The organism is Exiguobacterium sp. s183, from assembly GCF_018617655.1.
In the GTDB taxonomy this organism is placed as follows: domain Bacteria; phylum Bacillota; class Bacilli; order Exiguobacteriales; family Exiguobacteriaceae; genus Exiguobacterium; species Exiguobacterium aestuarii_A.
The window spans coordinates 308,182-334,562 of sequence record NZ_JACSKN010000001.1 but is presented as its reverse complement, the minus strand read 5'-3'; the positions used below and the strand labels follow the sequence as shown (position 1 = coordinate 334,562).

Annotated in this window: 29 protein-coding genes; 11 read left to right on the top strand and 18 right to left on the bottom strand. The window is 47.3% G+C overall.

Features of this window, described 5'->3' with window-relative positions; translation table 11 throughout:
* Positions 1-130: 130 nt before the first annotated feature.
* From KNP62_RS01725 to KNP62_RS01710, 4 genes are read left to right on the top strand one after another with little or no spacing between them, the layout of a single operon-like run.
* Positions 131-1,144 (top strand): ROK family protein, encoded by a 1,014-nt coding sequence (locus KNP62_RS01725; RefSeq protein WP_214782517.1) that lies wholly within the window; start codon positions 131-133, stop codon positions 1,142-1,144.
* Positions 1,141-2,295, top strand: coding sequence for an MFS transporter (locus KNP62_RS01720; protein ID WP_214782516.1), 1,155 nt, complete (start codon positions 1,141-1,143; stop codon positions 2,293-2,295). The genes KNP62_RS01725 and KNP62_RS01720 overlap by 4 nt, the downstream gene beginning before the upstream one ends.
* Positions 2,296-2,306: 11 nt before the next feature.
* Positions 2,307-2,687, top strand: a complete 381-nt coding sequence (locus KNP62_RS01715; RefSeq protein WP_214782513.1) for a VOC family protein — start codon at positions 2,307-2,309, stop codon at positions 2,685-2,687.
* 20 nt (positions 2,688-2,707) lie between these two features.
* Complete coding sequence (locus KNP62_RS01710; protein WP_214782511.1) at positions 2,708-3,544, top strand: Cof-type HAD-IIB family hydrolase; 837 nt, start codon at positions 2,708-2,710, stop codon at positions 3,542-3,544.
* Between the two features lie 43 nt (positions 3,545-3,587).
* Here KNP62_RS01710 and fur read toward each other — a convergent pair whose 3' ends face one another.
* Both fur and KNP62_RS01700 read right to left on the bottom strand, forming a co-directional pair.
* The gene (gene fur, locus KNP62_RS01705) at positions 3,588-4,067 is read right to left on the bottom strand and encodes a ferric iron uptake transcriptional regulator (RefSeq protein WP_012726507.1); all 480 of its coding nucleotides are present in this window, start codon (positions 4,065-4,067) and stop codon (positions 3,588-3,590) included.
* A 112-nt stretch (positions 4,068-4,179) separates the two neighbouring features.
* Positions 4,180-4,710 carry an NUDIX hydrolase gene (locus tag KNP62_RS01700; protein WP_214692812.1) on the bottom strand — a complete coding sequence of 177 codons (531 nt, stop codon included), beginning with the start codon at positions 4,708-4,710 and terminating at the stop codon, positions 4,180-4,182.
* Between the two features lie 72 nt (positions 4,711-4,782).
* Between KNP62_RS01700 and KNP62_RS01695 the strand changes: the two genes are divergently transcribed.
* Entirely contained in the window at positions 4,783-5,613 is an 831-nt protein-coding gene (locus KNP62_RS01695; RefSeq protein WP_214782509.1) for an aldo/keto reductase, read from the top strand.
* Between the two features lie 6 nt (positions 5,614-5,619).
* On the opposite strand, the gene KNP62_RS01690 is transcribed toward KNP62_RS01695, so the two are convergent.
* Positions 5,620-6,162 carry a PadR family transcriptional regulator gene (locus KNP62_RS01690; protein WP_214782506.1) on the bottom strand — a complete coding sequence of 181 codons (543 nt, stop codon included), beginning with the start codon at positions 6,160-6,162 and terminating at the stop codon, positions 5,620-5,622.
* A 129-nt stretch (positions 6,163-6,291) separates the two neighbouring features.
* On the opposite strand from KNP62_RS01690, the gene KNP62_RS01685 reads away from it, so the two are divergent.
* Together KNP62_RS01685 and KNP62_RS01680 are read left to right on the top strand one after the other, a co-directional pair.
* The gene (locus KNP62_RS01685) at positions 6,292-6,606 is read left to right on the top strand and encodes a thioredoxin family protein (protein WP_012726511.1); all 315 of its coding nucleotides are present in this window, start codon (positions 6,292-6,294) and stop codon (positions 6,604-6,606) included.
* 102 nt (positions 6,607-6,708) lie between these two features.
* A complete protein-coding gene (locus KNP62_RS01680; protein WP_214782504.1) occupies positions 6,709-7,062 on the top strand; it encodes a hypothetical protein in 354 nt (117 codons plus the stop codon).
* A gap of 16 nt (positions 7,063-7,078) precedes the next feature.
* On the opposite strand, the gene KNP62_RS01675 is transcribed toward KNP62_RS01680, so the two are convergent.
* The 9 genes from KNP62_RS01675 to KNP62_RS01635 all read right to left on the bottom strand — a co-directional run bounded on the left by KNP62_RS01675 (position 7,079) and on the right by KNP62_RS01635 (position 15,374).
* The gene (locus KNP62_RS01675) at positions 7,079-8,005 is read right to left on the bottom strand and encodes an NAD(P)/FAD-dependent oxidoreductase (RefSeq protein ID WP_214782501.1); all 927 of its coding nucleotides are present in this window, start codon (positions 8,003-8,005) and stop codon (positions 7,079-7,081) included.
* Positions 8,002-8,583 (bottom strand): CDP-alcohol phosphatidyltransferase family protein, encoded by a 582-nt coding sequence (locus KNP62_RS01670; protein WP_214692829.1) that lies wholly within the window; start codon positions 8,581-8,583, stop codon positions 8,002-8,004. Before KNP62_RS01670 ends, KNP62_RS01675 begins: the two co-directional genes overlap by 4 nt.
* Positions 8,576-9,463 (bottom strand): ABC transporter ATP-binding protein, encoded by an 888-nt coding sequence (locus KNP62_RS01665; RefSeq protein WP_214782499.1) that lies wholly within the window; start codon positions 9,461-9,463, stop codon positions 8,576-8,578. The genes KNP62_RS01670 and KNP62_RS01665 overlap by 8 nt, the downstream gene beginning before the upstream one ends.
* The gene (locus KNP62_RS01660) at positions 9,460-10,167 is read right to left on the bottom strand and encodes an ABC transporter permease (protein ID WP_214782497.1); all 708 of its coding nucleotides are present in this window, start codon (positions 10,165-10,167) and stop codon (positions 9,460-9,462) included. The genes KNP62_RS01665 and KNP62_RS01660 overlap by 4 nt, the downstream gene beginning before the upstream one ends.
* Complete coding sequence (locus KNP62_RS01655; protein ID WP_214782495.1) at positions 10,164-10,937, bottom strand: ABC transporter permease; 774 nt, start codon at positions 10,935-10,937, stop codon at positions 10,164-10,166. The genes KNP62_RS01660 and KNP62_RS01655 overlap by 4 nt, the downstream gene beginning before the upstream one ends.
* A complete protein-coding gene (locus tag KNP62_RS01650; RefSeq protein ID WP_214782493.1) occupies positions 10,924-12,099 on the bottom strand; it encodes an ABC transporter substrate-binding protein in 1,176 nt (391 codons plus the stop codon). Before KNP62_RS01650 ends, KNP62_RS01655 begins: the two co-directional genes overlap by 14 nt.
* Before the next feature lie 15 nt (positions 12,100-12,114).
* The gene (locus tag KNP62_RS01645) at positions 12,115-12,858 is read right to left on the bottom strand and encodes an SDR family NAD(P)-dependent oxidoreductase (RefSeq protein ID WP_214782491.1); all 744 of its coding nucleotides are present in this window, start codon (positions 12,856-12,858) and stop codon (positions 12,115-12,117) included.
* Positions 12,855-13,829: an MBL fold metallo-hydrolase gene (locus KNP62_RS01640; RefSeq protein ID WP_214782489.1), complete on the bottom strand. Its 975-nt coding sequence runs from the start codon at positions 13,827-13,829 to the stop codon at positions 12,855-12,857. Before KNP62_RS01640 ends, KNP62_RS01645 begins: the two co-directional genes overlap by 4 nt.
* A gap of 108 nt (positions 13,830-13,937) precedes the next feature.
* Complete coding sequence (locus KNP62_RS01635) at positions 13,938-15,374, bottom strand: NADP-dependent glyceraldehyde-3-phosphate dehydrogenase (protein WP_214782487.1); 1,437 nt, start codon at positions 15,372-15,374, stop codon at positions 13,938-13,940.
* A gap of 222 nt (positions 15,375-15,596) precedes the next feature.
* Between KNP62_RS01635 and KNP62_RS01630 the strand changes: the two genes are divergently transcribed.
* Positions 15,597-16,478, top strand: coding sequence for a chemotaxis protein CheV (locus KNP62_RS01630; protein ID WP_214782483.1), 882 nt, complete (start codon positions 15,597-15,599; stop codon positions 16,476-16,478).
* Between the two features lie 35 nt (positions 16,479-16,513).
* Here KNP62_RS01630 and KNP62_RS01625 read toward each other — a convergent pair whose 3' ends face one another.
* Complete coding sequence (locus tag KNP62_RS01625) at positions 16,514-16,876, bottom strand: Hpt domain-containing protein (RefSeq protein ID WP_214784029.1); 363 nt, start codon at positions 16,874-16,876, stop codon at positions 16,514-16,516.
* Between the two features lie 156 nt (positions 16,877-17,032).
* Here KNP62_RS01625 and KNP62_RS01620 point away from each other — a divergent pair, with 156 nt between their 5' ends.
* Entirely contained in the window at positions 17,033-17,968 is a 936-nt protein-coding gene (locus tag KNP62_RS01620) for a magnesium transporter CorA family protein (RefSeq protein WP_074033258.1), read from the top strand.
* A gap of 39 nt (positions 17,969-18,007) precedes the next feature.
* Here KNP62_RS01620 and KNP62_RS01615 read toward each other — a convergent pair whose 3' ends face one another.
* On the bottom strand, positions 18,008-19,120 hold the full coding sequence (locus KNP62_RS01615) for a PP2C family protein-serine/threonine phosphatase (protein ID WP_214782480.1): 1,113 nt from the start codon (positions 19,118-19,120) through the stop codon (positions 18,008-18,010).
* Positions 19,121-19,264: 144 nt separating this feature from the next.
* Between KNP62_RS01615 and ytzI the strand changes: the two genes are divergently transcribed.
* Entirely contained in the window at positions 19,265-19,456 is a 192-nt protein-coding gene (ytzI, locus tag KNP62_RS01610) for a YtzI protein (RefSeq protein WP_074033260.1), read from the top strand.
* Between the two features lie 15 nt (positions 19,457-19,471).
* On the opposite strand, the gene KNP62_RS01605 is transcribed toward ytzI, so the two are convergent.
* Positions 19,472-21,598: a DNA topoisomerase III gene (locus KNP62_RS01605; protein ID WP_214782477.1), complete on the bottom strand. Its 2,127-nt coding sequence runs from the start codon at positions 21,596-21,598 to the stop codon at positions 19,472-19,474.
* A gap of 200 nt (positions 21,599-21,798) precedes the next feature.
* On the opposite strand from KNP62_RS01605, the gene KNP62_RS01600 reads away from it, so the two are divergent.
* Positions 21,799-22,662 (top strand): DMT family transporter, encoded by an 864-nt coding sequence (locus KNP62_RS01600; RefSeq protein WP_214782474.1) that lies wholly within the window; start codon positions 21,799-21,801, stop codon positions 22,660-22,662.
* Here KNP62_RS01600 and KNP62_RS01595 read toward each other — a convergent pair whose 3' ends face one another.
* The 3 genes from KNP62_RS01595 to KNP62_RS01585 form a co-directional block, all read right to left on the bottom strand.
* Positions 22,663-24,060, bottom strand: coding sequence for an MATE family efflux transporter (locus KNP62_RS01595; RefSeq protein ID WP_214782472.1), 1,398 nt, complete (start codon positions 24,058-24,060; stop codon positions 22,663-22,665). It abuts the gene before it with no gap.
* Between the two features lie 78 nt (positions 24,061-24,138).
* Positions 24,139-25,380: a peptidase U32 family protein gene (locus tag KNP62_RS01590; protein WP_214782470.1), complete on the bottom strand. Its 1,242-nt coding sequence runs from the start codon at positions 25,378-25,380 to the stop codon at positions 24,139-24,141.
* Positions 25,381-25,389: 9 nt separating this feature from the next.
* Positions 25,390-26,286 (bottom strand): peptidase U32 family protein, encoded by an 897-nt coding sequence (locus KNP62_RS01585; RefSeq protein WP_353047511.1) that lies wholly within the window; start codon positions 26,284-26,286, stop codon positions 25,390-25,392.
* Between the last annotated feature and the right edge of the window lie 95 nt (positions 26,287-26,381).

The window sequence follows — 26,381 nt, the reverse complement described above, 5'->3', positions numbered from 1 at the left end:
ACTTTTTTGTGAACATAAAAGGTGATGTGTCATTGTTCTATTTTTTAATTTTTCTGGCATATTCCAATTCGGAACGATATACTACAAATGACTTATTAAAATATTTTAAAAAGTAGACTGGAGTGTGGTCGTGTTGAAAGATCCACAACATGAATTACTAGTTGATATCCGAAAGCAGATGGCTCTGTATAACGTATCGACAATCTCTGAATTGAGTAAAGTCACACACGTTTCATTCCCTACCATCAAAAAGATGATCGATGACATGATTGTACGTGGGGAAGTCATCGAACATGGTCAGAAGGCGCCAGAAGGTGGGCGCCCTGCAAAAAGTTATGGGTATAATCCTGAATTCCGTCACTGTTTGACGTTATATATCGAAGCGAGAGAGATTCGCTACCGCTTGATTGACTGTCAACATCAGATTGTAGAAGATGGAGTGTCCCTAATCACCGACAGTCATTTAGAAGCGTTAGGAGAACTAGTTGATCCGTTTATTGAGGACAAGACAAAAATCGGAGCGATTTCTGTCGGAGTCGCCGCTGCTGTTGACATGGGTCGGATTGTTTTCGCCCCAGAATACCCGTCGCTTGCGCACCTAGATTTAAAACACTGGTTGATGGAACGAACAAGACTTCCCGTCGTCATTGAAAATGATATGAATGCCGCCGTTTATGGATTTTCTAAACGAGATGAGACGACAACACATCAGTCCATCGTCTATCTCGGTCTCGGGAAGAATGGTCCTGGTGCTGGTATCTTGTTCGATGGACACGTCGCTCGTGGACAATCCGGGTTTAGTGGAGAAGTTTCATTTCTTCCGCTTTATGATGATGCATCGTTTTATGACCGTATTAAAGATAAGCCTTATGGACCAAACGTTCTGAAGAAAGAAGAAATTGATGCATTGGGACGTCTCGTCGCTACGTTTGCTGCGACACTCAACCCCCACGCATTTATTTTCTCAGATGTCGATCTCGTTCAAGAGGATTTGCTTCACATTAACCGTGCCTGCGAACGATACCTTCCCTCCCGTCACATTCCCGTCCTTCGAATCGGGCAATGGGAGGAAGATTATTTTTCGGGACTGGCCCGACTCGGCATTGAATTGACGCTCGAAACCATACAACGAGGTGACATATGACGATTTTATTATTGGCTGTAATTTATATCGCGTTTATCAGCCTCGGTCTCCCGGATGCCCTGCTCGGTGTCGGTTGGCCACTCATGCATCAAGAGTTTTCAGCCCCATTATCGATGGTCGGTTGGATTTTCATGACAATTGCTGGCGGAACGATTCTGTCGAGTATACTCAGCGGCAAACTATTAGAGCACTTTGACACGAAACAAGTCACATTCGGTTCAACGCTACTAACCGCGCTCTGTCTGTTCGGTTTCTATTGGGCGCCTTCAATTGGTTGGCTGTTCGCATTAGCCATTCCACTTGGTTTAGGGGCAGGTGCCGTCGATGCCGCACTGAATCATTACGTTGCAGAGCACTACGAAGCACATCATATGAATTGGTTACACTGTTTTTGGGGGATTGGCGCAACCGGTGGACCACTCGTCATGGCGGGAGTGTTGACGGAGAATGGATGGCGTGACGGCTATTTGATCATCGCTGCAGTTCAGTTCGGTTTGGCCCTCGTGTTATTGCTGTCCTTCCCACTCTGGAAACAGAAAGGTCAGTCAATTACACACCATCAAGAAACAGCCGTCACGACGCTCGAACGCAAGTGGCCACTTGGAATTTCTTATGCATTGGTCACGTTTTTACTTTATTGCGGGGTCGAAGCATTGATTGGCTTATGGACAAGTAGTTACCTCGTGCAGACGAAACAATTTTCGATCGCGACGGCTGCGGCATGGGTGTCAATCTATTACGGTAGTATCACGCTCGGGCGATTTGTGAGCGGGTTTCTCTCATTCCGATTCACAAACAAACAGATGATTCGGATGGGACAATCGCTTGCCCTTCTCGGTAGTATTTTCTTTTTCATCCCGACATCCGCGACGATGTTAGTCGGCTTGATATTGATTGGATTCGGATTGGCTCCGATTTATCCGAGTATGCTTCACGATACACCGAACCGGTTCGGGTCTGCCCAATCAAAACGATTGATGGGTTTCCAAATGGCATTCGCTTACACCGGAAGTACGTTTTTACCACCATTGTTTGGTTTGCTCGTCTCTCAAACGTCACTTGGCTTCCTGCCACTCGTGACAGTCATGATCATGATGGGGATGCTTTTTAGTACAGAGCGATTGAATCAAAGGATTAGACGAACAACATAGGAGGAGCCTACATGAGAATTGAGCATATTGCGCTTTGGGTCGAAAATCTTGAGAACATGCGCATGTTTTATGAGACCTACTTCGACGCCCAATCGAATGAGAAATATGAAAATCCATCGAAGCGATTTGAATCGTATTTTTTGACGTTTCCTGATTCAAGTTGCCGAATCGAATTGATCCACCGACCAGATCTTGTGAAGCATACGAAAGAAATGATCGGATATGCCCACATCGCCTTCTCACTCGGAAGTAAGCAAGCGGTAGATACGTTGACGGAGCGGCTTCGACTCGACGGATACACACACGTGGACGGCCCACGGACGACCGGGGACGGCTATTACGAAAGTGTCTGTCTCGACCCAGAAGGAAATAAAGTCGAGTTGACCATCTAATTTGAAAAGGAGCGAACAATATGATTCAGGCTATTTTACTTGATTTAGACGGAACGCTGTTGAATGACCTGAAATTGATTACCGAACAGACGAAGTGCACGCTCATGGCATTACAACGACAAGGTGTCAAAGTCGTTCTTGCCTCTGGCCGTCCGAAGCGCGGGATGTTGCCCTATGCCGAAGAGTTGAGACTAAACGAGTGCAACGGGCTGATCGTTTCTTCAAATGGAGCTTGTGTCACGGACGCTACGACAGGTGATACGTTGTTTGAACAAGCGATGCAAATCGAGGATGTTCGCTCGATTTTAAAGCATTTAGAGAATTTCGACGTCATTCCGATGATTAACGATGAAACCTATATGTATGTAAAAGATGTATTTGCCGGAATGATTGAGGTGAACGGACAACTCATTAACATCATCGAATACGAGTCGAGAGGCGGACGATTCCAACTACGCGAAGAGCCGAATTTAAGAGACATCATCGAGTTCCCTGTTCATAAAATCCTCGTCGCAGGTCAACCTGATTATTTACAAGAAGTCGCACCTGCCATGAAAGCCCCTTTTGACGATCGGGTCACGAGTATGTTCACGGCAGCGATGTATTACGAATTCACCGATTTAGGAATCGATAAAGCGAAAGCGCTTCGTCACGTCTTTGAAGAATTGTCGATTGACCGTGAACAGGTCATTGCTTTCGGAGATGGTCATAACGACCGTTCAATCATTGAGTACGCAGGAATCGGAATTGCCATGGGAAATGCAGTCGGGGCACTGATTGACATAGCGAGTGAAGTCACGACATCAAACAATGAAGACGGGATTTCAAGAGTTCTTGAACGATACATTACTCATTGAAAAAAGGACAGATGACCCGATTGGGCCGTCTGTCCTTCATCTTTTAACCGTTGATCACTGCTTTATGACCTTCGAGCGTGACGCCTTTTGCTTGGCATACTTTACAGATGCCGTGAAACGTCAAGCGATGGTCTTTAATGAGAAATTCGTATTTGCTCTCGACTTTTTTCTCGACATCGACGAGCAAATCTTCCATGATTTCTTCGACCGAGCCGCATTCGACACAGACGAGATGGTGGTGCGAATGATTCGCCCCTTCAGGACGCAAATCAAAGCGTGCGACCCCGTCACCGAAGTTGACTTTGTCGACAACACCGAGTTCAGTCAATAACTCAAGTGTGCGATACACCGTTGCGAGTCCGATCTCTGGTGCGATGCTCTTGACGAGCATAAAGACGTTCTCGGCACTCAAATGGTCACTCTCATTCTCAAGTAAGATGCGAACCGTCGATTCACGTTGCGGTGTCAATTTATATCCTTTGGCGCTCAATTGCTGTTTAATTCGTTCAATTCGCGTTTCCATAAGGCGCCCCCTCTTTACATAGTTCACTACACAAAGCATACCGAAGTTTTAATCAATTTTCAATTTAAAATCATTACTATGTAAGTTTACCATATAAAATTTCAGATTAGAATTATTTTAATCTAGACAATTGCCACCATTGTATCGCCATGATTGTCTTCGCATCGGTGATGACACCTCTGTCTAACAAATCAACCGCCTCTTCAAAAGAATATCGTTTCACGTTTAAAAACTCATCCTCGTCAAGATTCATTTCACCCGCTGATAATCCTTTCGCGACAAACACATCGACTCGCTCACTGCAGAAACCTGGGGCTCCGTAGAAAGAAAAAATCTTTTCGAGCGACTCCGCCGTATATCCGGTCTCTTCAGCTAACTCACGTTCGGCACTCGATACCGGTTCTTCCCCTTTTTCAAGTTTGCCTGCTGGGATTTCAAGCGACATCGATTCAAACGCTTTTCGATACTGCTCTACCATGACAATTTTGTCCGATTCATCGATGACGAGCACGGCAACAGCACCGTTGTGATAGACGAGTTCTCGCACAGACGTGTTTCCATTCGGAAGGGAGACGACATGCTTTTCCACATCGAAAATCTTACCTTCGTAGATGACTTCCCGCTCAATCGTTTTTTCTTCCATATGATTACTCCTCACTTTTCGATATACTCTGATTATGAGTCAAACCAACATTTCGAACAAGGAGGAATCCATATGAGTGAACTCGGACTCGGAACGATGTCCATTTTGAAACATGGAGAAATTGAGGCAAAGAAGATCCTCGAGACGGCCATTCAATCGGGGATTCGCCATATCGATACAGCAGATGTCTATGCACGACAAGCTGTCGAGCGCGTAATCGGGGAAACGTTAGGTCAGGAACGAAAACAACTCTTTTTAGCGAGTAAAGGTGGAAATGAACTGACTGAGGACGGGATGCGTTGGAATCCTGATCCGTCCTACTTAGAGGAAGCGTTACACGGATCGCTCGAGCGATTGCAAACCGATTATCTAGATTTATATTATATTCACGGTGGTACGCTCGAGGACGATCTCGACGCAACGATTGAATGGGCGCAAAAACAAAAGCGTGACGGTTTCATCCGACAAATCGGACTCTCGTCCATTCGACCGAACGTCATCAAACATTGGGTCGCTTCTGGAGCTCTCGATGTACTCATGACGCCGTATTCCCTTCTTGACCGACGACCAGAGACGCTTGATTTGTCGATTCCAATCGTTGGACGTGGTGTTCTTGCCAAAGGATTACTGACGGATGAATGGGAGACACGACTCGGGGATAAAGGATTTGAGGCGTGGCGAAAAGAGGAACTTGCCAGTGAATTGGCGATGATGCCTAATCCGATTCAGGCGTATGCACTCGAAGCCGCTAAGCGATTCTGTGACGTCGTTTTACCGGGTGCCTCTTCAGTGAAGCAATTGAACGAGACGATTCGCGCGTACGAGACTGAAACCGATGAAGAAGCGCTTGATCGACTACTCGCCCGTCTGCCAATCCATCCTTATACAAAACACGTGACCTGAACTATTTCAGGTCACGTGTTTTTCATTGCGCGTTTTAATCTGTTCGATTGCCCAGTCTGCCCATCCGGCATAGTTTTCCATCATCCGAATCGCATATTCACTCGTCAATAAATAACCGAGCGTATCTTCATCAGATTGATGTTCTTCCTGGAACATTCGAATTTGTTGGGCAACTTGTTCGTGATGGGCTTTTGTCTCTTCGATATATCGGACCGCTTCTTCGACTGGAAGCAATTGAAGCAAACTGACTCGCAAAAGGTTCTCATCTTTCATTTTTGGTTGAAACGATGTCGGTTGACGTAGCCAGTTGATCAACTCCTCACGTCCTTGGTCCGTGATCGAGTAGATTTTCTTATCAGGCAACTCCTGTTGCGAAATATGCTCCGCTGAGACGAGGTCATCTTCTTCCATCTTTAACAGTTCCCGATAAATCTGTGTATGGTGTGCGTTCCAAAAATGAATCATCTGCGCCTTGAACGTCGCGTTCAGGGCATACCCGGTCGCAGGCTGGTGGGTCAATAACCCGAGCAATGCGTGACGTAACGCCATATCCATCACCTTTTCCTTATCATGCTATTTTTATAAGTGTATCACATTCTTCTATGAATTCGAGAATGCCAATCTGTTGACGACTCGTTTAAAACCCGACAAAATAGATAGAAGAAAGGAGAGTTGTTTATGCAACCGATTCATTCATCACAACAATTTGATGAAGCCACAAAAGATCATGGAATGGTAGTCTTCACCACGTCATGGTGCCCGGACTGCAAACGTCTCGACATGTATGTCGACGAGCTCGTCAAAGACTATCCACAGTTTAACTGGCATGTCGTCGACCGCGACGAACTACCAGAATTATCTGATGCTCAAGAAGTTCGCGGCATCCCTTCACTTCTCTATTATAAAGACGGGGTAAAACAAGAACACCTCCACTCGGCAAACGCCAAGACGGAGATGCAAATCCGTTCATTCCTCGATACGATTCAAGCATAACCTGATTCCTGCAGACCTATCGGCTGCAGGATTTTTTTGTACACGCTTATGTCATCCTCGTCTATACTGTAAGAAATAACCAAACAGGAAAGGAGAATGATCATGATTCGAACTCGCCTTTTTACCGCACTTTGTTTCACTATCTTCATATTAATCGGCTGTACACAATCATCCACCTCATCACCTATACCACCGGATGATGAGAAAGTCATCATAAATCATGCAATTGAATATCTAAACAATATGGATTGGTTACCAATCGACGAAGATGGCAAACAGGCCACGATTCAATCTATCACAGTCGACGATCGTTTTGAATTAGTTGATTCAAGTTTTGAAGGAACACGGGCCTGGCTCGTCACGTTTCCTTCTGATTCACAGCGCACGGTCGAGATTCCACAAGTGCTCATTGAATCAAAATCGAAGGAAGTGATTGGGTATTTGCCAAGCGAATGACGCTTTAAACCTCCGACTACTTGTAGTGCCGAACATATCGCGAATCAATGAAACGCTTCACATAATACGGAAGTCGTCCATGCCAGGTGAACTGTCCAAATGTCAGCAAGGCACGACCTGGTGTCGTCAATAGTATATTCATCGATTGACGTCTTCGAAATGGTTGACTCGTCTCACCGAGTAAGCGCTTGGCGACAAAGCGCCCCGATCTGACAGCATCGACACCTCCATTTAAGCAGGATGCCATATCTCCTGTTATATATATATTTGTAAACTGATGATGACGTAAATATTCATCCGTCGCTATAAAATTGTCAGGTTTTGCAAGCTCGGATTCAGCCCACCATTCTACGGGAACAACGCCCGTCGCATCTAGCAGAAGCCCCTCCGATGCGTCATCTTGAAACTGTTGTTTCACGACCATAATGCCTGATTTCACTAGAAGACGTTCAATTTGTTTCTGTCTATGGAGCGGCACGTCTGGCAAAATCTTTTTCGCATACAGCGTCACGTCTTTCGTCTTTGCGCACGTAAACGCCATTTCTACACCGGCCTTGCCCCCACCGACAATCGTCACTACTGGACTCGAATCGATACGGCCAAGTAAAGCTTGTGACATCGGTTTAAGCGGTGTCCCAATGCCTCTACTCTTTGCACCAGTCGCCAGCACAAGTTGATCGTAGTGAAACAAGCCCTGTTCCGTTTGAACGGTTTGCTGATGAGGGTCAATTGAGATAACCCGTTCTGCGACCGGTTCAAGTCGTGGCAATTGGACTGTCGCGGAGTTCATGAGCCCGGCAATCACTTGTGGGAAGGCACCTGTATACACCGTCTGACGTCCTCCGATGAATTGAACTTCGTAATGCTCTCGAATCTCATCAAGACGGTCCAAAATTTCAAGCTGACCGTGACCGAGTCCTGCCAAAACCAATACTTGTTTCATCGCAAAATTCTCCGCGCCTCGATGAATCGTTGCGTGATTGTCATCACTTCAAGTACTAAAAAGATGAGCGCAATCACACCGACCCAGTTCGGGAAGAGAATCATCAATGTGAACAAGATGAAGCATTCCGTTCGTTCAATGATTCCAGGCTGATAATAAAATGTCTTCTCTGATCGCCTTGAACTACTTGCACCGACAGCCAAAAATAGCGTCATCGCAATGACAAATGATCCAATCAATATGAGAAAGATTGGCATGTATTCCGGATAGCGAAGTGCGAGGGCAATCACGACCGACAATTCGACGAACCGGTCCAAGACGAGATCGAGCACCGTTCCAAAACCAGTCGTTTTGGATTTTCGTGCCATCGTTCCATCCAAGACATCAAACAAACCAGATAGCCACAATAAGATAACGGCCGTCCAGTGCATGTCATTATAAATAAAGATTCCTGTCGAAACCCCTATGATTCCGCCTAAAATGGTTACTTCATTCGGTGTGAAGTTCCATTTGAGCAGTCGATTCGCCCCCCGTTCAATGACAGGTTGGACATAACGACTCCCGTACGTATCAAGCATGGTATTCCTCCTTTCGTTTGATTCGATACGTCAATCCGATTTGAAACCATTCATGCGTCGGTAACATGACCGACCTCCCATCCTCGAAATGATATTCTCCAAAGCACTGACCGAACCGATAAATTTTCTTCATCAATTGCACCGGTTCACCAATCGTTTCGGATATTTCCACCTCGGACAATGGTCGAAGTTTGCCATCGAGCATGACAAAGTCTCCGAATCCAGGTGCGGAGTCATATAACTCCTCTGCGGTCCCTGTCTGCGTCACCTTACCAGCTTCAAGCAGTGTCACTCGATCTGCCATGAGCATCGCCTCTTCTCGGTCATGGGTGACCAATACTGCCGTGAGGCCGAGCTCTTTGACTAAGTCACGGATGAAACGTTGCAAATCAAGTTTTAGCTTCGGATCAAGGTTTGTGAACGGTTCATCCAATAACAGAAGTTCCGGTTCTGCTGCTAGAGCCCGGGCAAGGCTCACGCGTTGCTGTTCTCCACCCGATAGTTCGTGTATTTCAGCATCGTACCGGTCAGCGAGGCGAACGACCTGTAACCAATGTTCTGCTTGTTTACGTGAACGCCCACGTGTCGCGAGTGTGACGTTCTCCCCTACCGTCAGATGTGGGAACAACAATGCAGTCTGCGATAGCATCGTGACGCGACGTTTATGGGCGGGAATGTTGTTTAAGGAGCGATGATTCCACCACACATCACCTCCATCAGCCGTCTCGAGACCTGCGATGATTCGGAGAATTGTCGATTTCCCTGAGCCGCTCACCCCGACGATTGCATGAATGTCATGAGGTGCGACTTTAAAATTGACACCATCTAATATGTGTCTTGATCCAAATTGTTTACGTAAATCGTGTACATTCAAACTCATTGTAGACGTCCTTTCAGCATACGCACCATCCACCGATTCCATCCGGAAAGCAAAAAATAGATGACTACGGGGAATAAAATGAGCATCCATGTGTTCGAGAGCGCGAGACTCCTATTGTTTCCCGCGTAAGATTGATACAATTCTGTCGTCACCGTCGGGATCAATCCTGCACCGATCAGCTGAATGAGTGCGAATTGACTGAGTAAAATGACGGTCGTGAATAACGCGATGGTCCGCATCATTCTCGAGAAGAGCGGATACAGTACATAGACGACTCGTCGACTCATCGGCAATAGTCGAGCCTGTTCTAAAAGTGGACGACCGATGACCGCCATTCCGTTATAAGCGAGACGGATTGAATATGGAATCGTCACGACGAGCAAGGCGATTATGACTCCGATATAAGTCCCGATTAGCCCAACTTCAGCTAAGATCAGATAAAGCCCAAACAAAGTGGCAAGCATCGGAATGAACAACGGTAAAAACACGAGCCATTCTATGACACTTTTCCATCTCGATTCTGTCCATAAGAGCCACCAGGCAAATGTCGTCGCTAGCCACACATTGATGCCAGATAGAATAATGGTTAATCCAATCGTATGAACAATGGACTCAACATTCCCGATTTCCATTGACGGAGCGACTAAAAATAAACTGACGAATGGGAATAGCGCAATAAGTAGGATGAATCCTTGACGAATCATCGCCTTACCCCCCGTTCAATCCGTCGTCGAACGGATGCGGTCATCACGTAAGACACAAATACACCGAATCCGACAAAACATGTCCAAAAAAGGGCGACGGCATACGGTTCTGTCGCCTCCAAATAGAGTCCCGTAGAGAGTCGTTCGTATGCGAGGACACCGATTAGTTTTGGATAGGTCACACCGAGCAGTGCCGGAACCTCATACGCAAATGAAATAAAAGCGATTAAGATCCAAGTCGAGTCGAGCAACGGTTTAATCAAGAACGGGAACTCTGCATGTTTGAATTGTGCAAAGGGAGAAAGTTGCAACGTTTTCGCCGTTTCTACGTAACCCCGATTCAATTGTTCGTACGTTCCAATCATCATTAAAAAGACAAACGGAGTCTCCTTCCATATGTATGTCAGGATAACCGTCACATAATCTCGCTCGTTCGACTCAATCCCCAAAAAACCATTGGACCCACTAAATAATAGCCAAAACAAATACGCCGCTGCGATGTGAGGAACGAACATCGGGATTTTCAAGATTGTCGATGTGAATCGCCATCGTTGATTTACAACCGTCCGTGCAACCCACGTTCCGAGGACGAGCGATACGATTGTCGACACACTGACGACATAAAGCGTAGTGAATAAACTATCTCGCCACGTTTCGTCTGTCAACAGTGCGCCCCAATCCGTCCCGAGCGCCTCCATTCCTAGAAAAAGGAGGGCAGCGAGCGGCAAAAAAGATACGAGAATCGTTAACGCGACACTACTTCGCAACACTCGGCCACTCCTCGCGTACGGCATCAATGATGTTCGGTCCATAATCTGGAATCGAGCGTTCGAGCAACTGTTCTGGATTTGGATACGTCACGCCGTCTCCTAGCTCTTCGAAGGCTTTTTGGTCGTTTGCATCAAGTTTTGTTAAATCGAGTGACGTCCCATCTCCCCAATAATCAGGACCTTGTTTCACGAGCTGAGCTTCTGGCGATAACAGTTCTTGAATGAGAACGAGCGCCCCATCTGGATTTGGTGAATTGAAGGGAATAGCCAAAAAGTGCGTCGAGGCAATCGAGTGATCTAAGAGAAGTGCACGTGTCTCTTTCGGGAAGATGCCTTCCTTCACTTCAGCTTCGGCTCGACGTTCATTGAAGCCCATCGTCATCCAAACTTCCCCTGATGCATAGAGTTGATCGAGTTGTTCAAGCGTCTTCGGATACGTCTGTCCTTCTTTCCATAAATTCGGGGACCACGCTTTCAAATCATCCCAGAACGTCTCTTCAACGGTCGCATTTTTGTTCAATTCATCACCGTAGCGCTCATATAAAAGATGGCGGACAAAAGCATTTCCAGTGAAATCTGTGACTTCAGGATACGTGAAACGACCTGGGTTGTCTTCGGTCCAGCGACGTAATTCCTCAAATGATTCTGGAGGATTGTCTACTTTCGCTGCATCGTAATGCAAGATAAACTGTACATTTCCCCAAGCGAGTTCCAAGTCATCTGTCGGTGTACCGGCATCTGATTGTTGAGCCGTTTCATTTAATAACGTGGCATTTGGGACACGCTCCATCAGTCCATCCCGAAGGAGTCCTGCTTCTTTCGCATTTCGGAAATTATCGCCGTTAATCCAGACGACGTCGATTGTTCCGACTTGTCTGTCCGCTTTTTTGTCGAGCGATAGCTGACGTACGAATTCTGCCGTATCCATCGCGACACGATTTAATTCGAGATCGTAAGATTCCTCAAGCCGGGGTGCCACATAGTCATCAATATAGCTATTGATTCCTTCATCCCCACCCCACATATATAGATTGACGGTCGATCCTTCCGCTGACTCAGCCGCATCTTCGAATGTGTCCGAAAACTCAACCGCCTCTTCATTCCCACATGCTGCAACGAAAGTGAGCATAAGCGTTGCGAGCAATACTCTCCATTTCTTCATCGTTCTCCCCCTTTTTTACTTTTTCTCAAATCCCCGTTTTGCGAGCATTTCGAACATATTTGGGCATATTGCATACACATTCGCACCGATATTCATCCACCACGGCGCATTGATCTCGCGTTTGCGCGTAAAACTCCCTTTGACAATCACGTCGGCTAATCGTTTCGGATCAAGCATGATTCCTTTAACGCTTTGGGCATATGTACCACTCTTATCGGCCCGATCAAAGAACGGCGTGGCAATCGGTCCCGGATTGACGGTCATGACATGGATGCCACGTGGCTTCAACTCGAGTCGCAGGGCGTTCGAAAACTGTAAAAGTGCCGCCTTCGATCCTGCGTACACGGCTGATTTCGGTGTCGGAACTTTTGCAGCTTGCGAACAAATGTTAATGATGACACCTCCACGTCCTAACACTCTGGCAGCGTTTCTCGATAACAACATCGGAGCGACGGCATTCACATGCATCGTTTCTTTCATCACATCGGTCGATTGATCAGTCACGAAATCAAATTCAGCCATTCCTGCGTTATTGACCCAAACGTCAAACTTCCCAAATCGCTCAATCACATCATCAACAAGAGCATCCGCCTTCGTGACGTCCGCGCGTATCCATTCTCCCTCACACATGGTCGCAATGGTTTTCAGACGTTCTTCATGTCTTCCAATCAATAACACGCTATATCCTTTTTCATAAAAAGAATGCGCCAATGCGGCACCGAGTCCGCTTGACGCACCTGTAATGACTACCCGTTTCATGACATCTCTTCTTTCTTTGTATAAATCCATTTTTGGTCATCTCGGCGTCTCTCGATGTCGCCACGCTCTTCGAGTAAACTGAGTCGTGCGAACACCTCGCTAAAGACGAGTGGCATACCACTTCGCATCTTTCTCCCATATAGTTTCATCGACCAATCAAAGACACTGAGTCCATCTTCCCATTCAGTGAGCAATTGTTCACTGCGCTCATACCGTTGTCGGATTCGACTCTCAATCAAATCGTTCGGATGATGAATCGGTTCACCATGTCCACTGACGACAAGTTTCAAATCGATTCCACGCAACTTTTTAAGTGAATCGATGTAGAGAATAACCGGTGAGGCAAACCCTTCATCCTCATACGGTTGTTCAATGAGTGGATTTGGTTCGACCTTATCAATCAAGTGATCTCCCGCAATCAAAACGCCTCCAGGACCGATCAATCCGAGCTGGTCACTCGCATGTCCCGGCAAATGAATCGTTTGCCACGCCCCGTCCGGTGTCACAGCTTGTCCGTCACTAAACGTCATGGTGACGGTCGTCGGCCCAATCCAACGTAATGCTTCCCGATAGTCTGGCAATTTTTCCACGAGTGGCGCCGGTGCTCCAAATGAGAGCGCCAATTCATGTAAAAAGTGGTTGCCCCTTTTTAGAAAATTCGGGGTTTGTTCTAAGTATCGAACGAGCTTCTCGTGCCCATACACCGGAATCGAGGCATCACGAAGTCGCCACGCCTGCCCCGCATGGTCGGCATGATGATGCGTCAAAAATAAAAAGTCGATGTCAGACAACGATAGTTCAAGCTCTTCAAGTTGCCGATTCAATGAAGTCCACGCTTCTTCCGTATCTGGTCCACAGTCGACCATAAAAAAGCGATTCTTATGTTCAACGATATATACGTTCACGTTTCCAACTTCGAACGGTGTCGGAATATCGAGTCTTGCCAGTTGGCTTGAAATCCAGTCCGCCACGTCATCACCACCCCTTCTTCCTGTCTTTCTCCATTATACCCGTCTGAAAGATGCGTTTTCAATCAAACAAAAAAGAGGGGGACATCTCCCCCTCACGAATGGTGAATATTATAAGTTGATAACCGTCACTTTATCGCGTGTCATCGTCTCGAGGCTACGCCCGATTCCTTGAACGCCAAGTCCCGATTGTTTCACGCCGATGAATGGGAAGTGGTCTGGACCACGTTCCGTACGTCCGTTCACTTGGACCGTACCGACTTCTAGCTTGTCAGCGACTGTAAAGGCGCTATTCACATTTTGAGTGAAGACACTCGCTTGAAGACCGAACTCAGATTCGTTCGTGAGTTCAATCATCTCTTCGAGTGATTTCACGCGGATGACAGGAAGGACTGGTCCGAACGGCTCTTCCCATGCGACACGCATGTCTGTCGTCACATGATCAAGTAATGTCGGATAAATAAGGTTTCCTTCACGCTCATTTCCATGAACGACCGTCGCCTTTTTGTTGACCGCATCGTCAATCAAACCTTGAACGTAATCTGTCGTTTTCGCATCGACTAAAGGAACGATGAAGCTGTTCTCTTCAGGCGAACCGACCGAGAGTTTCGCGACGCGTTCTTTCAACATGCCAACGAGCTCATCCGCTTGGTCTTCGAGGACGAAGACGCGTTTGATGGCTGTACAACGTTGACCTGAGTACGAGAATGCACCACTGACAATTTGATCTGCCGCAAGTGTCAAATCCGCATCCTCAAGGACGAGCGCCGGATCTTTCCCACCGAGTTCGAGCACGACCGGTACCATTGACGCTTGTTGTGACAAGTGTTGACCTGTACCTGTTCCACCTGTGAACGTGATCATGTCGATTCCTGGGTGAGACGTCAAATAATCTCCGATGACCGAACCGCGTCCTGTCACGAGATTCAAGAGACCTTTTGGAAGTCCTGCGTCATGAAGGGCTTCGACCATCTTGATTCCGCTGATTGCACCTTGAGTTGCTGGTTTGAAGACGACCGCATTACCTGTGACGAGAGCAGGTGCAATTTTTGCCGCTGCCAAGTTGACCGGGTAGTTGAACGGTGAAATCGCGAGCACGACACCAAGCGCCTCTTTCTTGATGATGGCCATCTTGTTTTTCGAACCACCAGGGAACGAATCACCTTGCATGAATCCACCATTGAAACGAATGCCTTCTTCCGCTGTGTAACGGATGATTTCAGCTGTACGAACGACTTCTTTTTTCGCATCGTTCAAGTTTTTCCCGACTTCTTGCATGATGATTTGACCGATCTCATCGACGCGTTCTTCGAGTTTCTCTGCCCATGCATACAACAATTCAGCGCGCTTGTTGACCGGAAGCGCCGCCCATTCTTGTTGTGCAAGTTTTGCGCCATGGATGGCTGCATCGACTTCATCGCGTGACATCGCCTGAACGCGACCTACGACTTCGTCTTTATATGGTGAAACGAGTTCAATCGTTTCCTGACTTGATGATTCCTGCCATTGACCATTTAATAAATATGGATATGTGTTCATACTCATCATCTCTATCTGCCTCCTGAGTAAGCTGTAATATCTCGTTGCCAACCCCATTGTATGCAGATTTTTTTGCATTGGACAACTATAACGATTCAGTTTATAAGATGTAAACGGTTACTATGAAACTTTTTGTGAATTCTGACGAGAGTTCAACAACTTTTCACTATAGATTTGATGATCTGAAACCGATAGTAAAGGAGAGAGTACGTGAAATAGGAGGGACAACCATTGAGCACTGATCATAATATTTTACTAGAGGCTGGAACGAACGAACTTGAAATCGTCATCTTCCAAGCTGGACCGTTTTTATTCGGTATCAACGTCATGAAAGTACGTGAAATCATCACGATGCTTCCATTGACACCTCTTCCGGGCACACCAGAGGCAATCATGGGACTGATTGAATTACGGGGCGAAGTCATGACCGTCATCGACCTTCCGATGGTCATCAATCATCCGCGTGAGGTCGGAAGTGACGATCGATTGATTGTCTGTGAGTTTAACGGGGAAAAATCAGTTCTTCGCGTCGACCAGGTGACGGAGATCAAACGCATCTCGTGGGAACAGATTGATACGCCTTCCGACCTTGCACGCGGCGTCCAAGGCATCACGAATGGTGTCGTCAAAACAGGTGACCAAATGATCATCTTACTTGATTATGAACGAATCGCACTCGAACTTTCTCGTAAAGACATTATGGCCCGCGAATCAGTCAAACGCCTCGGGGCTCGCGAACGTTCGAATAAAAACATTTGGATTGCTGAAGACTCTGAAATGCTCCGAACGCTCATCCTCGATACATTGGATGATGCCGGATACTTCAATACGACCATCTTCAACAATGGGAAAGAGGCGCTCGATGCGTTCGAACAAGATGGTGTAGAGTGTGACCTTCTCATCACGGACATCGAGATGCCACAGATGGATGGACTCCATTTGACAAAGCGTCTTCGAGAGATGGACCGCTATGCGTCCCTCCCAATCATCATCTTCTCGTCACTTATCTCAGACGACTTGAAGCATAAGGGTGAGGCCGTCGGGGCGAACGCTCAAATCACGAAACCTGAAATCGGGATTTTGATTGCGACACTCGACGAATTTGTAGGATAACAAAAAAGTTTGCGACTTCACGGTCGCAAACTTTTTTACGTCAACTGCTCAAAATGATGGTTCCATTCGACTAAAAAACGCTGACTATGCGACTCGATTGTCGCGAGTGTCTCATTTGCACCTTCAAGATGTGCATTCTCGCCTGCCACTTCAAGGTCATGAAAAAGAAGCGCTGTCTGTTCCAAGCCGACCGAATAGGACGCCCCTTTTAATAAATGGGCGAGTTGTTCGACCCGTGAATAGTCATTCGACTCGACAGCTGCTTGCAATTCAGGGTATTTTTCTTCGAATTGCTTAATATATGTGGTAGCAATTTTATTTAAAAAATCCATATTTCCATTTGCGATTTGGTGGAGCTCCGCTAATTTATCTTCATTGAACAGAGCGTCTTCGGGCATTTTTGTCAATATAACCCCTCCTCAATAAACGATTATCCAACCGTTCCCTCTCACTGTAACATGTTTTCTAGAGAAAACAAAAAATCTCCTGCTTTGGATTGCACTCTTCATTTTCGCTACCTATAATAAGATTGAGTTAAGGTAGGAGGAAGATGCATGCTGACGATTTACCGTACTGACGCATCAGGCCATGTGGATGAAATCGAAGACTTTGATAAAGGAAGCTGGATTCAACTCGTGAATCCGACAAAAGATGAGGCCGATCAAGTCATCGAGGCGTCCGGCATTCCAGAAGACTTTGTATATGACCCACTTGATATCGAAGAAAAACCGCGTTTTGAAAAAGATGATGAGGGTCTTCTCATGATCATTGACGTCCCGTACGTGGAGGAAGATGATACGGGGCGAACTTACAATACAATCCCGCTCGGTATCATCGTGACTGGACGACATTTCATCACCGTCTGCTCACGTGAGCTTGACGTCTTGAACTTGTTCGCAAACGGCAAAGCACGACTGTTCCGGACGAATTATCGAAGTCGTTTCGTCTTTCAGATTTTACATCGGGTGAGTATGACGTACTTACGATTCTTGCGACAAATCGACCGGAGAATGGACGAGCTTGAACAGGAACTACAACGTTCGATGCGAAATCAAGAGATCTTTCAATTGATGAACCTGCAAAAATCCCTCGTCTACTTCATGACCTCTTTGAAAGCGAACGATAGTGTCTTAGACCGAATCGTCAAGACACCAAGTTTGGAGAAACATGAAGAGGACGAAGAACTATTAGAAGATGTGTTCGTCGAACACCGCCAGGCCATGGAAATGGCGTCAATCTATAATGATATCATCAGCATTAAGATGGAAGCATTCGGATCAATCATTTCGAACAACGTCAACTTCGTCATGAAGTTCTTGGCGTCGATTACGATTGTACTCAGTATTCCAACGATGATTTCTGGAATCTTTGGGATGAACGTCCAAGTTCCTTGGGAAGGACAGCCGTTCGGATTCATCATGGCGATTACAATGATGATTGGATTTTCTGGTCTCGCCTTTTATATCCTATGGCGAAAGCGATATTTCTAAACGTACAAGAGCCTGACGCATCATACGTCAGGCTCTTTGTTATGAGATCTTGACCGTGACGAGACAAAGGTCATCCTCAATTTCAATTTTCGGGACGAGTTGCTCTGCAACGTGACGACTATAGTCGAGACCGTACGTGGAGACGTCCTTCTCAAGCCAGCGAATCCCATCGTCAATATCTTTGCTGTAACATTCCATGAGTCCATCCGTGTACATGTGAAGTGTCATGCCCGGAGCAATATCAACTTCTTTAGACTCATAATTTGGCTCTTCAAACATGCCAACAGGTACTCCCGTCGTCTCAAGACGACAATTGCCTTCTTCTGACGTCACAATGACTGGAGGATGCCCTGCATTCACATACTCAATTCGACGTTTCGTTGTATCGATATAGCAATACACCGCTGTAAAATAACTATGCATATCGTCACCCGAGAACAAGAACGTCATTTGACGATTCAACTCGGTCATCACGTCCACCGGATATTGAACATTTCCAACAAGTCCCGGAAGAATCGAGCGAATACCCATCGTAATGAGTGCCGAAGAGACCCCATGACCCATGACATCAAAGATGATGACACCATACCGATCCGGTGCGACCTGGAACCACGCATACATATCCCCTGCTAATTTTTTTGATGGAAGATAGAGAGCGCGCACGTCAATCTCTTCATTACTGATTGGTGGCGTGAGCGCACTTTGTTGGATTTTTTGCGCAAGATCCAAATCGTATTGGAGACGTGCCTCATAGATTTTCCGCTCATCGACGGCCGCTTTATAGCGAAGAGCAGAGCGGATACGTGCGAGCAACTCCGTCACCTTGATTGGTTTCGTCGTATAGTCTGACGCTCCTGCATCTAGTCCTTCAGCAATCTGCTTTTCATCTGTACGACCCGACACCATGATGACTGGCATTTCTTCGTAATCAGCCATCTGTCGAATTCGTTTACATGTCTCGATTCCAGAAATCCCAGGCATCTCGACATCCAACAGGACGAGATCATACAGCGATGCGGCTTGTGGGGCCATCAATAAATCGAGCGCTTCTTCTCCGCTCGAGACCGATATCGTCTCATAGTCGTGCTGGTGAAGCAGTTGCTCGAGAACGAGCGTATTGACCGGTTCGTCGTCCACAATCAAAATCGCCATGAATATCCCTTCCTTCTCTACGTAGTGTTCTACATCGTATTGTACCATATCTTTTCAATGTCACACGAAATTACCGTCTGTTCGTTCCAGTTGAAGAATCGACTCACTATTTGGCATACTGAAGAGAGAAAGTGAGGGGTTCTTATGGCCTGGATATTTGCCGTCAGCGGTTTAATTATTTTACTCGTCCTCATCGCATCCATCGTCGTCATTCAAAAAGGATATGCCTACAAAGATAACAAAGACGACATCGTTCTAGACTATGACGAAATCAATCGTCGCATCGAGGACGACCAGAAAAGAGAGAAGACTGACAAGACAGAAGGGCCGCTCTAAAACGCGACCCTTCTTTTATTTGAATTCGAATCGGAGCGTCCCTTTTTCAAGATATAAAGAAGCATTGAACGTCTTCTCGCCTTTTTTGAACGTATGCACGTTCGATTGACCTCCGTTGATCATTTGCTTCAACTCATCTTTGACAAGTCCGACGCCGAGCACCTGTTTGGAGACGGTGAAGCGACATCCTTCCCGATAACCACTACAACCGATGAACTTCGGATGCTCAACGAGGGCTTTGCCACAATTCGGACAGACTCCAAACGAGGGTTTCGGTCGAGTCGCTCCCTTTTTCCCGTAACGCTTCGCCTCAATCGTATAACCTTCCGGGTTTGCTGCCTCGACTCGCGACTTCGCCTCTTCAACCAAATGAATCGACATCTTTTTCGCTTGTTCTATGAATTCAGCGGCAGATGCCGATGCTTGGCCGATTTCGTGAAGGCGTTTCTCCCATTTCGCCGTCATGACAGGCGATGCTAAAATACTGTCCCCAAGCACATCAATCAAGAGACGTCCTTTGTCTGTCGGAACGAGCTCTTTTTTCTGAAGTTGAACATAACCGCGCTTTTTCAATCCATCGATAATGTTAGCGCGTGTCGCCTCGGTGCCAAGACCTTCGACTTCTTTCATGATATGAATCAGCTCTTCGTCATCGAGCTGTTTTCCTGCGACTTTCATCGCCATGATCAGTGAACCTTCCGTATACCGCTTCGGCGGCTCCGTCTGTTTTGACAATACTTCAATTTTCTTCTCTTTCAATTCTTCGCCGATTGTCAATGCAGGAAGCTCGACGTCTTTTGATTTCATCTCGACGACTTGACGATAACCTGGACTCACGACGACGGTCCCTTTTGCCCGATATAGGTCGTTTCCATCAATCAAATCAACTGTTGTCTTCTCGAGCTTCGCCGCAGGTGCAAATGCCGCGAGAAAACGTCGGTTAATCAAATCGTACAGCTTTGCCTCATCGCCGCCGAGACGTGTGACATCACCACAAGCTTCGGTCGGAATGATTGCGTAGTGATCACTGACCTTTTTCGCATTGACGTATCGACGATTTTTTGACGGATCCTCGGTTAAAACGTCGCGAAGACCCTCATAAGCGGCTGACTTCAGCAATCTCGCCTTCGTCTGAGGGAATAGCGTCGCTTCATCTGGGGTGACAAAGCCAGAATCCGTCCTTGGGTAACTGATCCACCCTTTCGTGTAAAGCTTTTGAGCGATATCGAGCGTCTTTTTCGCCCCGAAACCGAATCGTTTCCCTGCTTCTGCCTGAAGCCCGGATAAACTGAACCAAAATGGAGGTTGCTCTATCTTTTCTTCTTTGTCGATTGTTTTGACTGTTGCGGTGCCAGAAGCTCGTTTCACAACCGCATCTGCTTCCTCACGCGTTTTGAGCTTCGTCGTCTTTCCGAGTGTATATTTTGCTTTGAACGTGCCCCGACCTTTTGCAAGTGTCGCCTCGACTTCAAAGTAAGGTTCTGGAACGAACTGCTTGATTTCTCGTTCGCGATTGACGATCAAGGCGAGTGTCGGTGTCTGGACACGACCGAGCGAGAACACGTCCTCGATCCCGATTGTTTTCAACAAGGTCGTATATGCACGGGAAGCGTTCATGCCAACGAGCCAGTCGGCACATGCGCGACTCATCGCCTCATGATAATAAGGGACCGTTTGCTCACCCGGTAACAGTTGAGAAAATCCGCGGTCGACCGCTTGCTCCGTCAGACTCGAAATCCATAGTCGTGCTAACGGTTTTTTGTTTCCCGCGAGTCGAAGAATTAATCGAACAATCGCCTCCCCTTCCCGCTCGGCATCCGATGCGATAATCACATCGGTGATGGAGCGGTCATGAAGCCATTTCTTGATGGCGTAAAACGGTTTTGATTTCCCTTTCGAGATTCGATAATCGAACCGTTCCGGAACAATCGGAAGTGCCTCGTATTTCCAAGACTTCCATTCAGGACGATAGTGTGACGGCTCCTGCAGTTCGCAAAGGTGACCGACCGCCCAAACGACAATCGCCCCTTCCGGGAAACGTGAGCATGGTGAGATTTCAATCTCATCTTTTCTTTTTTTAGATGGATAGGGAGCCGCCAACTTTTGAGCTTGCGATGGCTTTTCCGCGATGATTAGTCTCATAAGAACTCCTTACTTTGCCTTAAGTTTCGTGGCAAGACGTACGTGGTGGGATTGCTTCTTCTATGTATTTTACTATACCAAGTCGAGGATGGACATATCGAGAGGGGAGCATTTGTTTGTATTCCATGAATCATAGCTTGCCACACGGCTGTTTTCCGATATGATTAACAGAGAACATACATATGTGAAGGAGTGTCGTCATGTCTTACCTCATTTTATTCGCTGCCGTTTTTTTCTTGTCGACGAGCGTCTTGTTCGTCAAATGGACGTCTGCTCCAGCTGAGACAGCTGCGTTTTACCGCATGCTGATCACATGTCTCATGCTACTTCCATTCGTCGATTTCAAATCACTCATCACAACGCGATTGATGACACGATATGCTTTGTTACTTAGCGGAACGTTGCTCGCGTTTCACTTTTGGCTCTGGTTTTTATCACTCGATTATACGACAGTAGCAAGCTCCACTCTTTTTGTCACATCGAGTCCGATTTTCGTCTTAATTGGAAACGCCTTGATCTTTAAAAAGAACCCGACGCGAAAAGGATTGGCATACGCGCTCGTAGCTGTCCTCGGTGGGATGCTTGTCGCTGCAGGTGATATTCAGCTCGGACGAGAAGCACTATTTGGTGACCTGCTCGCTCTGATTGCCGCCCTCCTCATCGCAGGGTACTGGCTCGTCGGTCAACATGTCCGGACATCGATGAACACGAATACGTACTCGTTTAGCGTCTATCTCGTCGCGACGGTCGTCCTTTGCTTCATGCTCCTCGTACGCGGGACGACGTTCACGGACTTTGAAATGGTCAACTGGTGGTATTTCCTCGCCCTTGCCTTCTTCCCGACGATTTTAGGGCATAACCTGTTCAATTATGCACTCGCTCGGGTCAGTGCGACCGTCGTCAGTATTACCATCCTTGGAGAGGCCTTATGGGGAATGCTATTTGGGTACGCCTTTTTCGGTGAGCGACTCGGTCCGTTCCAGTGGCTCGGCGCCATCGTCTTGCTAGGAGGGATTTACTTGTTCCTAAAAGAAGACGCCCGCTCGACACGAGCGGACGTTTGATTATAAGTTAGTCGCTTTCGGATTTACATCATGCGTTTCTTGATCTTCTTCTGAAGGACGGAACAATAATTTACGGTCCCAGAACGCCAAGGCGACCGCCGTCAAAAACGTCATCGCATCGGCAATCGGAAACGCCAACCATACCCCGAACACTCCGAAGAACGACGGAAGTATAAAGACGAGCGGAATCGTATAGAGCGTCTGACGTGAAAGGGACAAGAACATGGCGACTCGCGCTTTCCCGAGTGACTGGTAAATCCCATTGACGAGCATTTGAACACTCGGTAAAAACGAGACGGCGAACAAGATGTGAATCGCCGTCACGCCTCCTGCAATCAATGCCTCGTCCGTCGAGAACCATCCCATCAACGTATTCGGGAATACTTGCAAGATGAGCCAGATGATTACAGCGATTGCAATCCCAGCCCGCATCGCTGTCCATATGGTTTCACGCATACGATCGTATCTTTCGGCACCATAGTTATATCCGACAATCGGTTGCATCCCTTGGACGATACCCATGATTGGCATGCCGACGAGCGCCATGAACTTATTGATGATGGCGAAAATCGCCAACTCCTCTGTCCCACCATATGTTCCGAGCATCACGTTGACGCCAACGAACAAGATGGATTGGGACACCATCATGATGAATGAAGAGGAACCGATTGCCATAATCTCTTTCATCTCATCGAATCGTATCCGGAACTGTCGCCATTTGAAGCGCAGTTCCGTTTTTGGTTTTCGGGCGAAGAAGAATCGAAGCATCAAAATGGAACCGATGACTTGAGCGAGTGCCGTCGAAGTCGCTGCACCAAACATCCCCCAGTCGAACGTGAAGATGAACAGTGGCGTCGTCACGAGGTTGACGAGAACGGTCGTCAACATGACCTTCATTTGATACGGTGCCTGACCTTCGGCACGAACCATCGCACTCGAAGCAAGCGTGAACATAAAGAATGGTGAGCTGATCAAGACAACCGATAAGTACTGTCGACTGAGCTCCATAATCTCGGACGTCGCCCCGAAGACCATTAAAATCTCATCCAACATAAAGAAGGCGGAACTCACCGCGAGGGCAGCAAACAACCCGACGAGGACGAGCACGTTCAAAAATGTGACAGCCGCACCGGCATCGTCACCTCTCCCTAACTTCCTAGAACTGATGGAGGCGCCACCGAGACCAACAGCACTCGACACGGCCATTAAGATCATCTGTATGGGAAACGCAATCCCGATGGCAGCGACGGCCGAAGCTCCAATGCCACGAGCGACAAAAATCGTATCAATGATATTGTAGAGCGCCGTCACGAGCATCCCGATCATCGCGGGTAGCGATAACTTAAACAGGAGTCGGCCGATGGGCTCTGTCCGCAATTGCTCCGTATTTTGGTTCATCCTTCCATCCCTCCGTCTCTATCTCTTAGGGTAGCAGGATTAGACAGTTCGGGCGACTATGTTGGCTCGGTGGATGTGTCAGGCGAGGACGCGTGCCGGGACCCCTTTTCGCTTGCGCATGATGTAATCGGTCGCGACGGGTTTTTCCACTTTAACTCGAATCGTCATCATCGCTTGGTTGGCGGATTCAATCGGTTGACCTTCTACATCCTCAATCGTCTCGATGATTTGGGAGAAACGGACGAATCCAGGTCCGAAAAATTCAACTTCTTCACCGATTGAGAAGTGATTTCGTTGTTCGAGTGTCGCCATCCCGCTCGACGGGTCGTATGCGATGACACGTGCCGCAAATGCGTACTGAGGAATCGAACGCGGTTTCCCAAACAATTGTTCTTTCTCGGTCGGAATCCCGTAATAGAAACCACTCGCGAGTTCTCGCTGTGCCGCTTTCCAAATCTCTTCTTCCCAAGCCGGGTCGAAGACAAAGTTCTCAGGATCTTCACAGTATGCGTCAATCACTTGTCGATACACGTTACACACGGTCGCGACGTAGTGAATCGATTTCATTCGTCCTTCGACTTTCAAACTGTCGACTCCAGCGTCCACCAAGTCGGGAATATGTCGGACCATCGATAAATCGACCGAACTCATCGAGAACGGCTCTTCATCACGTGCCTCCATCTCTTCCGTCAAGAGATTACCCTCTTCAAAGAAGCCATATTTCCAACGACACGACTGGGCACAGCCACCTCGATTGGCATCCCGCAATGTCATATGATTCGACAGTGTACAACGACCGGAGTATGAGATACACATCGCACCATGGACAAACGTCTCGATTTCGACATCGACTTCTTGTTTCATTTGCACAATCTCATCCATCGATACTTCACGTGCCAATACAACCCGTTCGAGTCCTTCTTCTTTCCAAAAACGAAGCGTCTCGTAGTTCGTCGCAGAAGCTTGTGTCGACAGGTGAACCGGTAAGCCCTCCGCTTCTGTGAGACACGTCTCAATCATGGCAGGGTCAGAGACGATCACTGCGTCAATCCCGATATCACGGAGCGTGCGGAAGAAGTCACCAGCTCCTTCGATATCCCCTTCATGCGTCACCATGTTTGCAGCGACATATACTTTCGCCCCGCGAGCATGTGCGAAATCCACACCTTCACGCATCTCGTCATAGCTGAAGTTACCGGCACGCGAACGTAACCCGAATTGTTGACCACCGATATAGACCGCATCGGCACCATAATGAATCGCCATCTTCAGTTTCTCTAAGTTTCCTGCTGGCGCTAATAATTCTGGACGTTGTTTCATCTTGATCCCTCACTTGATCTCTTCTGGTTTACGTAACAATAATCCCGTTCCGAGTCGAAACGCTTGCGGTTGTAATTCTCTGAGGCGGTGTTCCATCTCGATTCGGTCGAATTGACCATTCAATAGATTCGCCCGCGCGATGGTAAACAACTGAACGATTTCAACAAACTGTTCTTCCGCGTGCCAGCCGTCAAGTTTCCATGTGTGAAGGCCGTTTTTGACTAACGTCGGTAGCTGACCCATAAGCGTCAAATCTTCTGAGAAAATATGCGTGCCATTCTCGTCCTCGTAGATAGGATAACGACTCGCCGCATCTGCTGGCTCACTCATATAAAACTCACGTTGTTTCGCCTCTTCAGAAGGACGTCCAAGCTCATTGAAATAGTTCGTCACGAGCGGTCGCTTCGAATGATGGATACACGTCGGACCGTACACTTGTACTTCAACAGGGAGACCGATTTGTTGCTGAATCAACACCAATTCCTCGAGAGTGACTTCTCGCGCAACGACGGCTCCGATGGCCTCACGTTTCCCCCAGAACTGAATCTGTTTGGCGGACGTGACGAGCGTTTGGGCATCGTACCAATATGGGATTTTCGCTTGACGGATTAAACGGATGGCCCCGGGATCCCCAGCTGTCACATCGTCGACGCCAATCGCTTTTAACATTTGTAAATAATCCGGCAATTCTTGAATGTGGTCGTTATGCATCAAATTGTTGACGGCCACCGTCACTTCTTTTCCGTATCGATGGGCAAGCTGTGTGACTTCCCTCACAGCATCGATTGTCCAGTCTCCCTTTTGTCGCAAGCCGAACCTAGAATTCCCGATATACAATCGGTCCGTACCCGCTTTAATTAACGCTTCTGCTTGTTCGACGCTTTGCGCCGTAGTGACGAGCTGAATCATCATATTTGTTCTTCTCCCTACTTTGTGAGTCTAATCACATTTTCTTGCTATACTTTAGCATAGGATTGAATGTGCAAACGGGGCAGGATTTT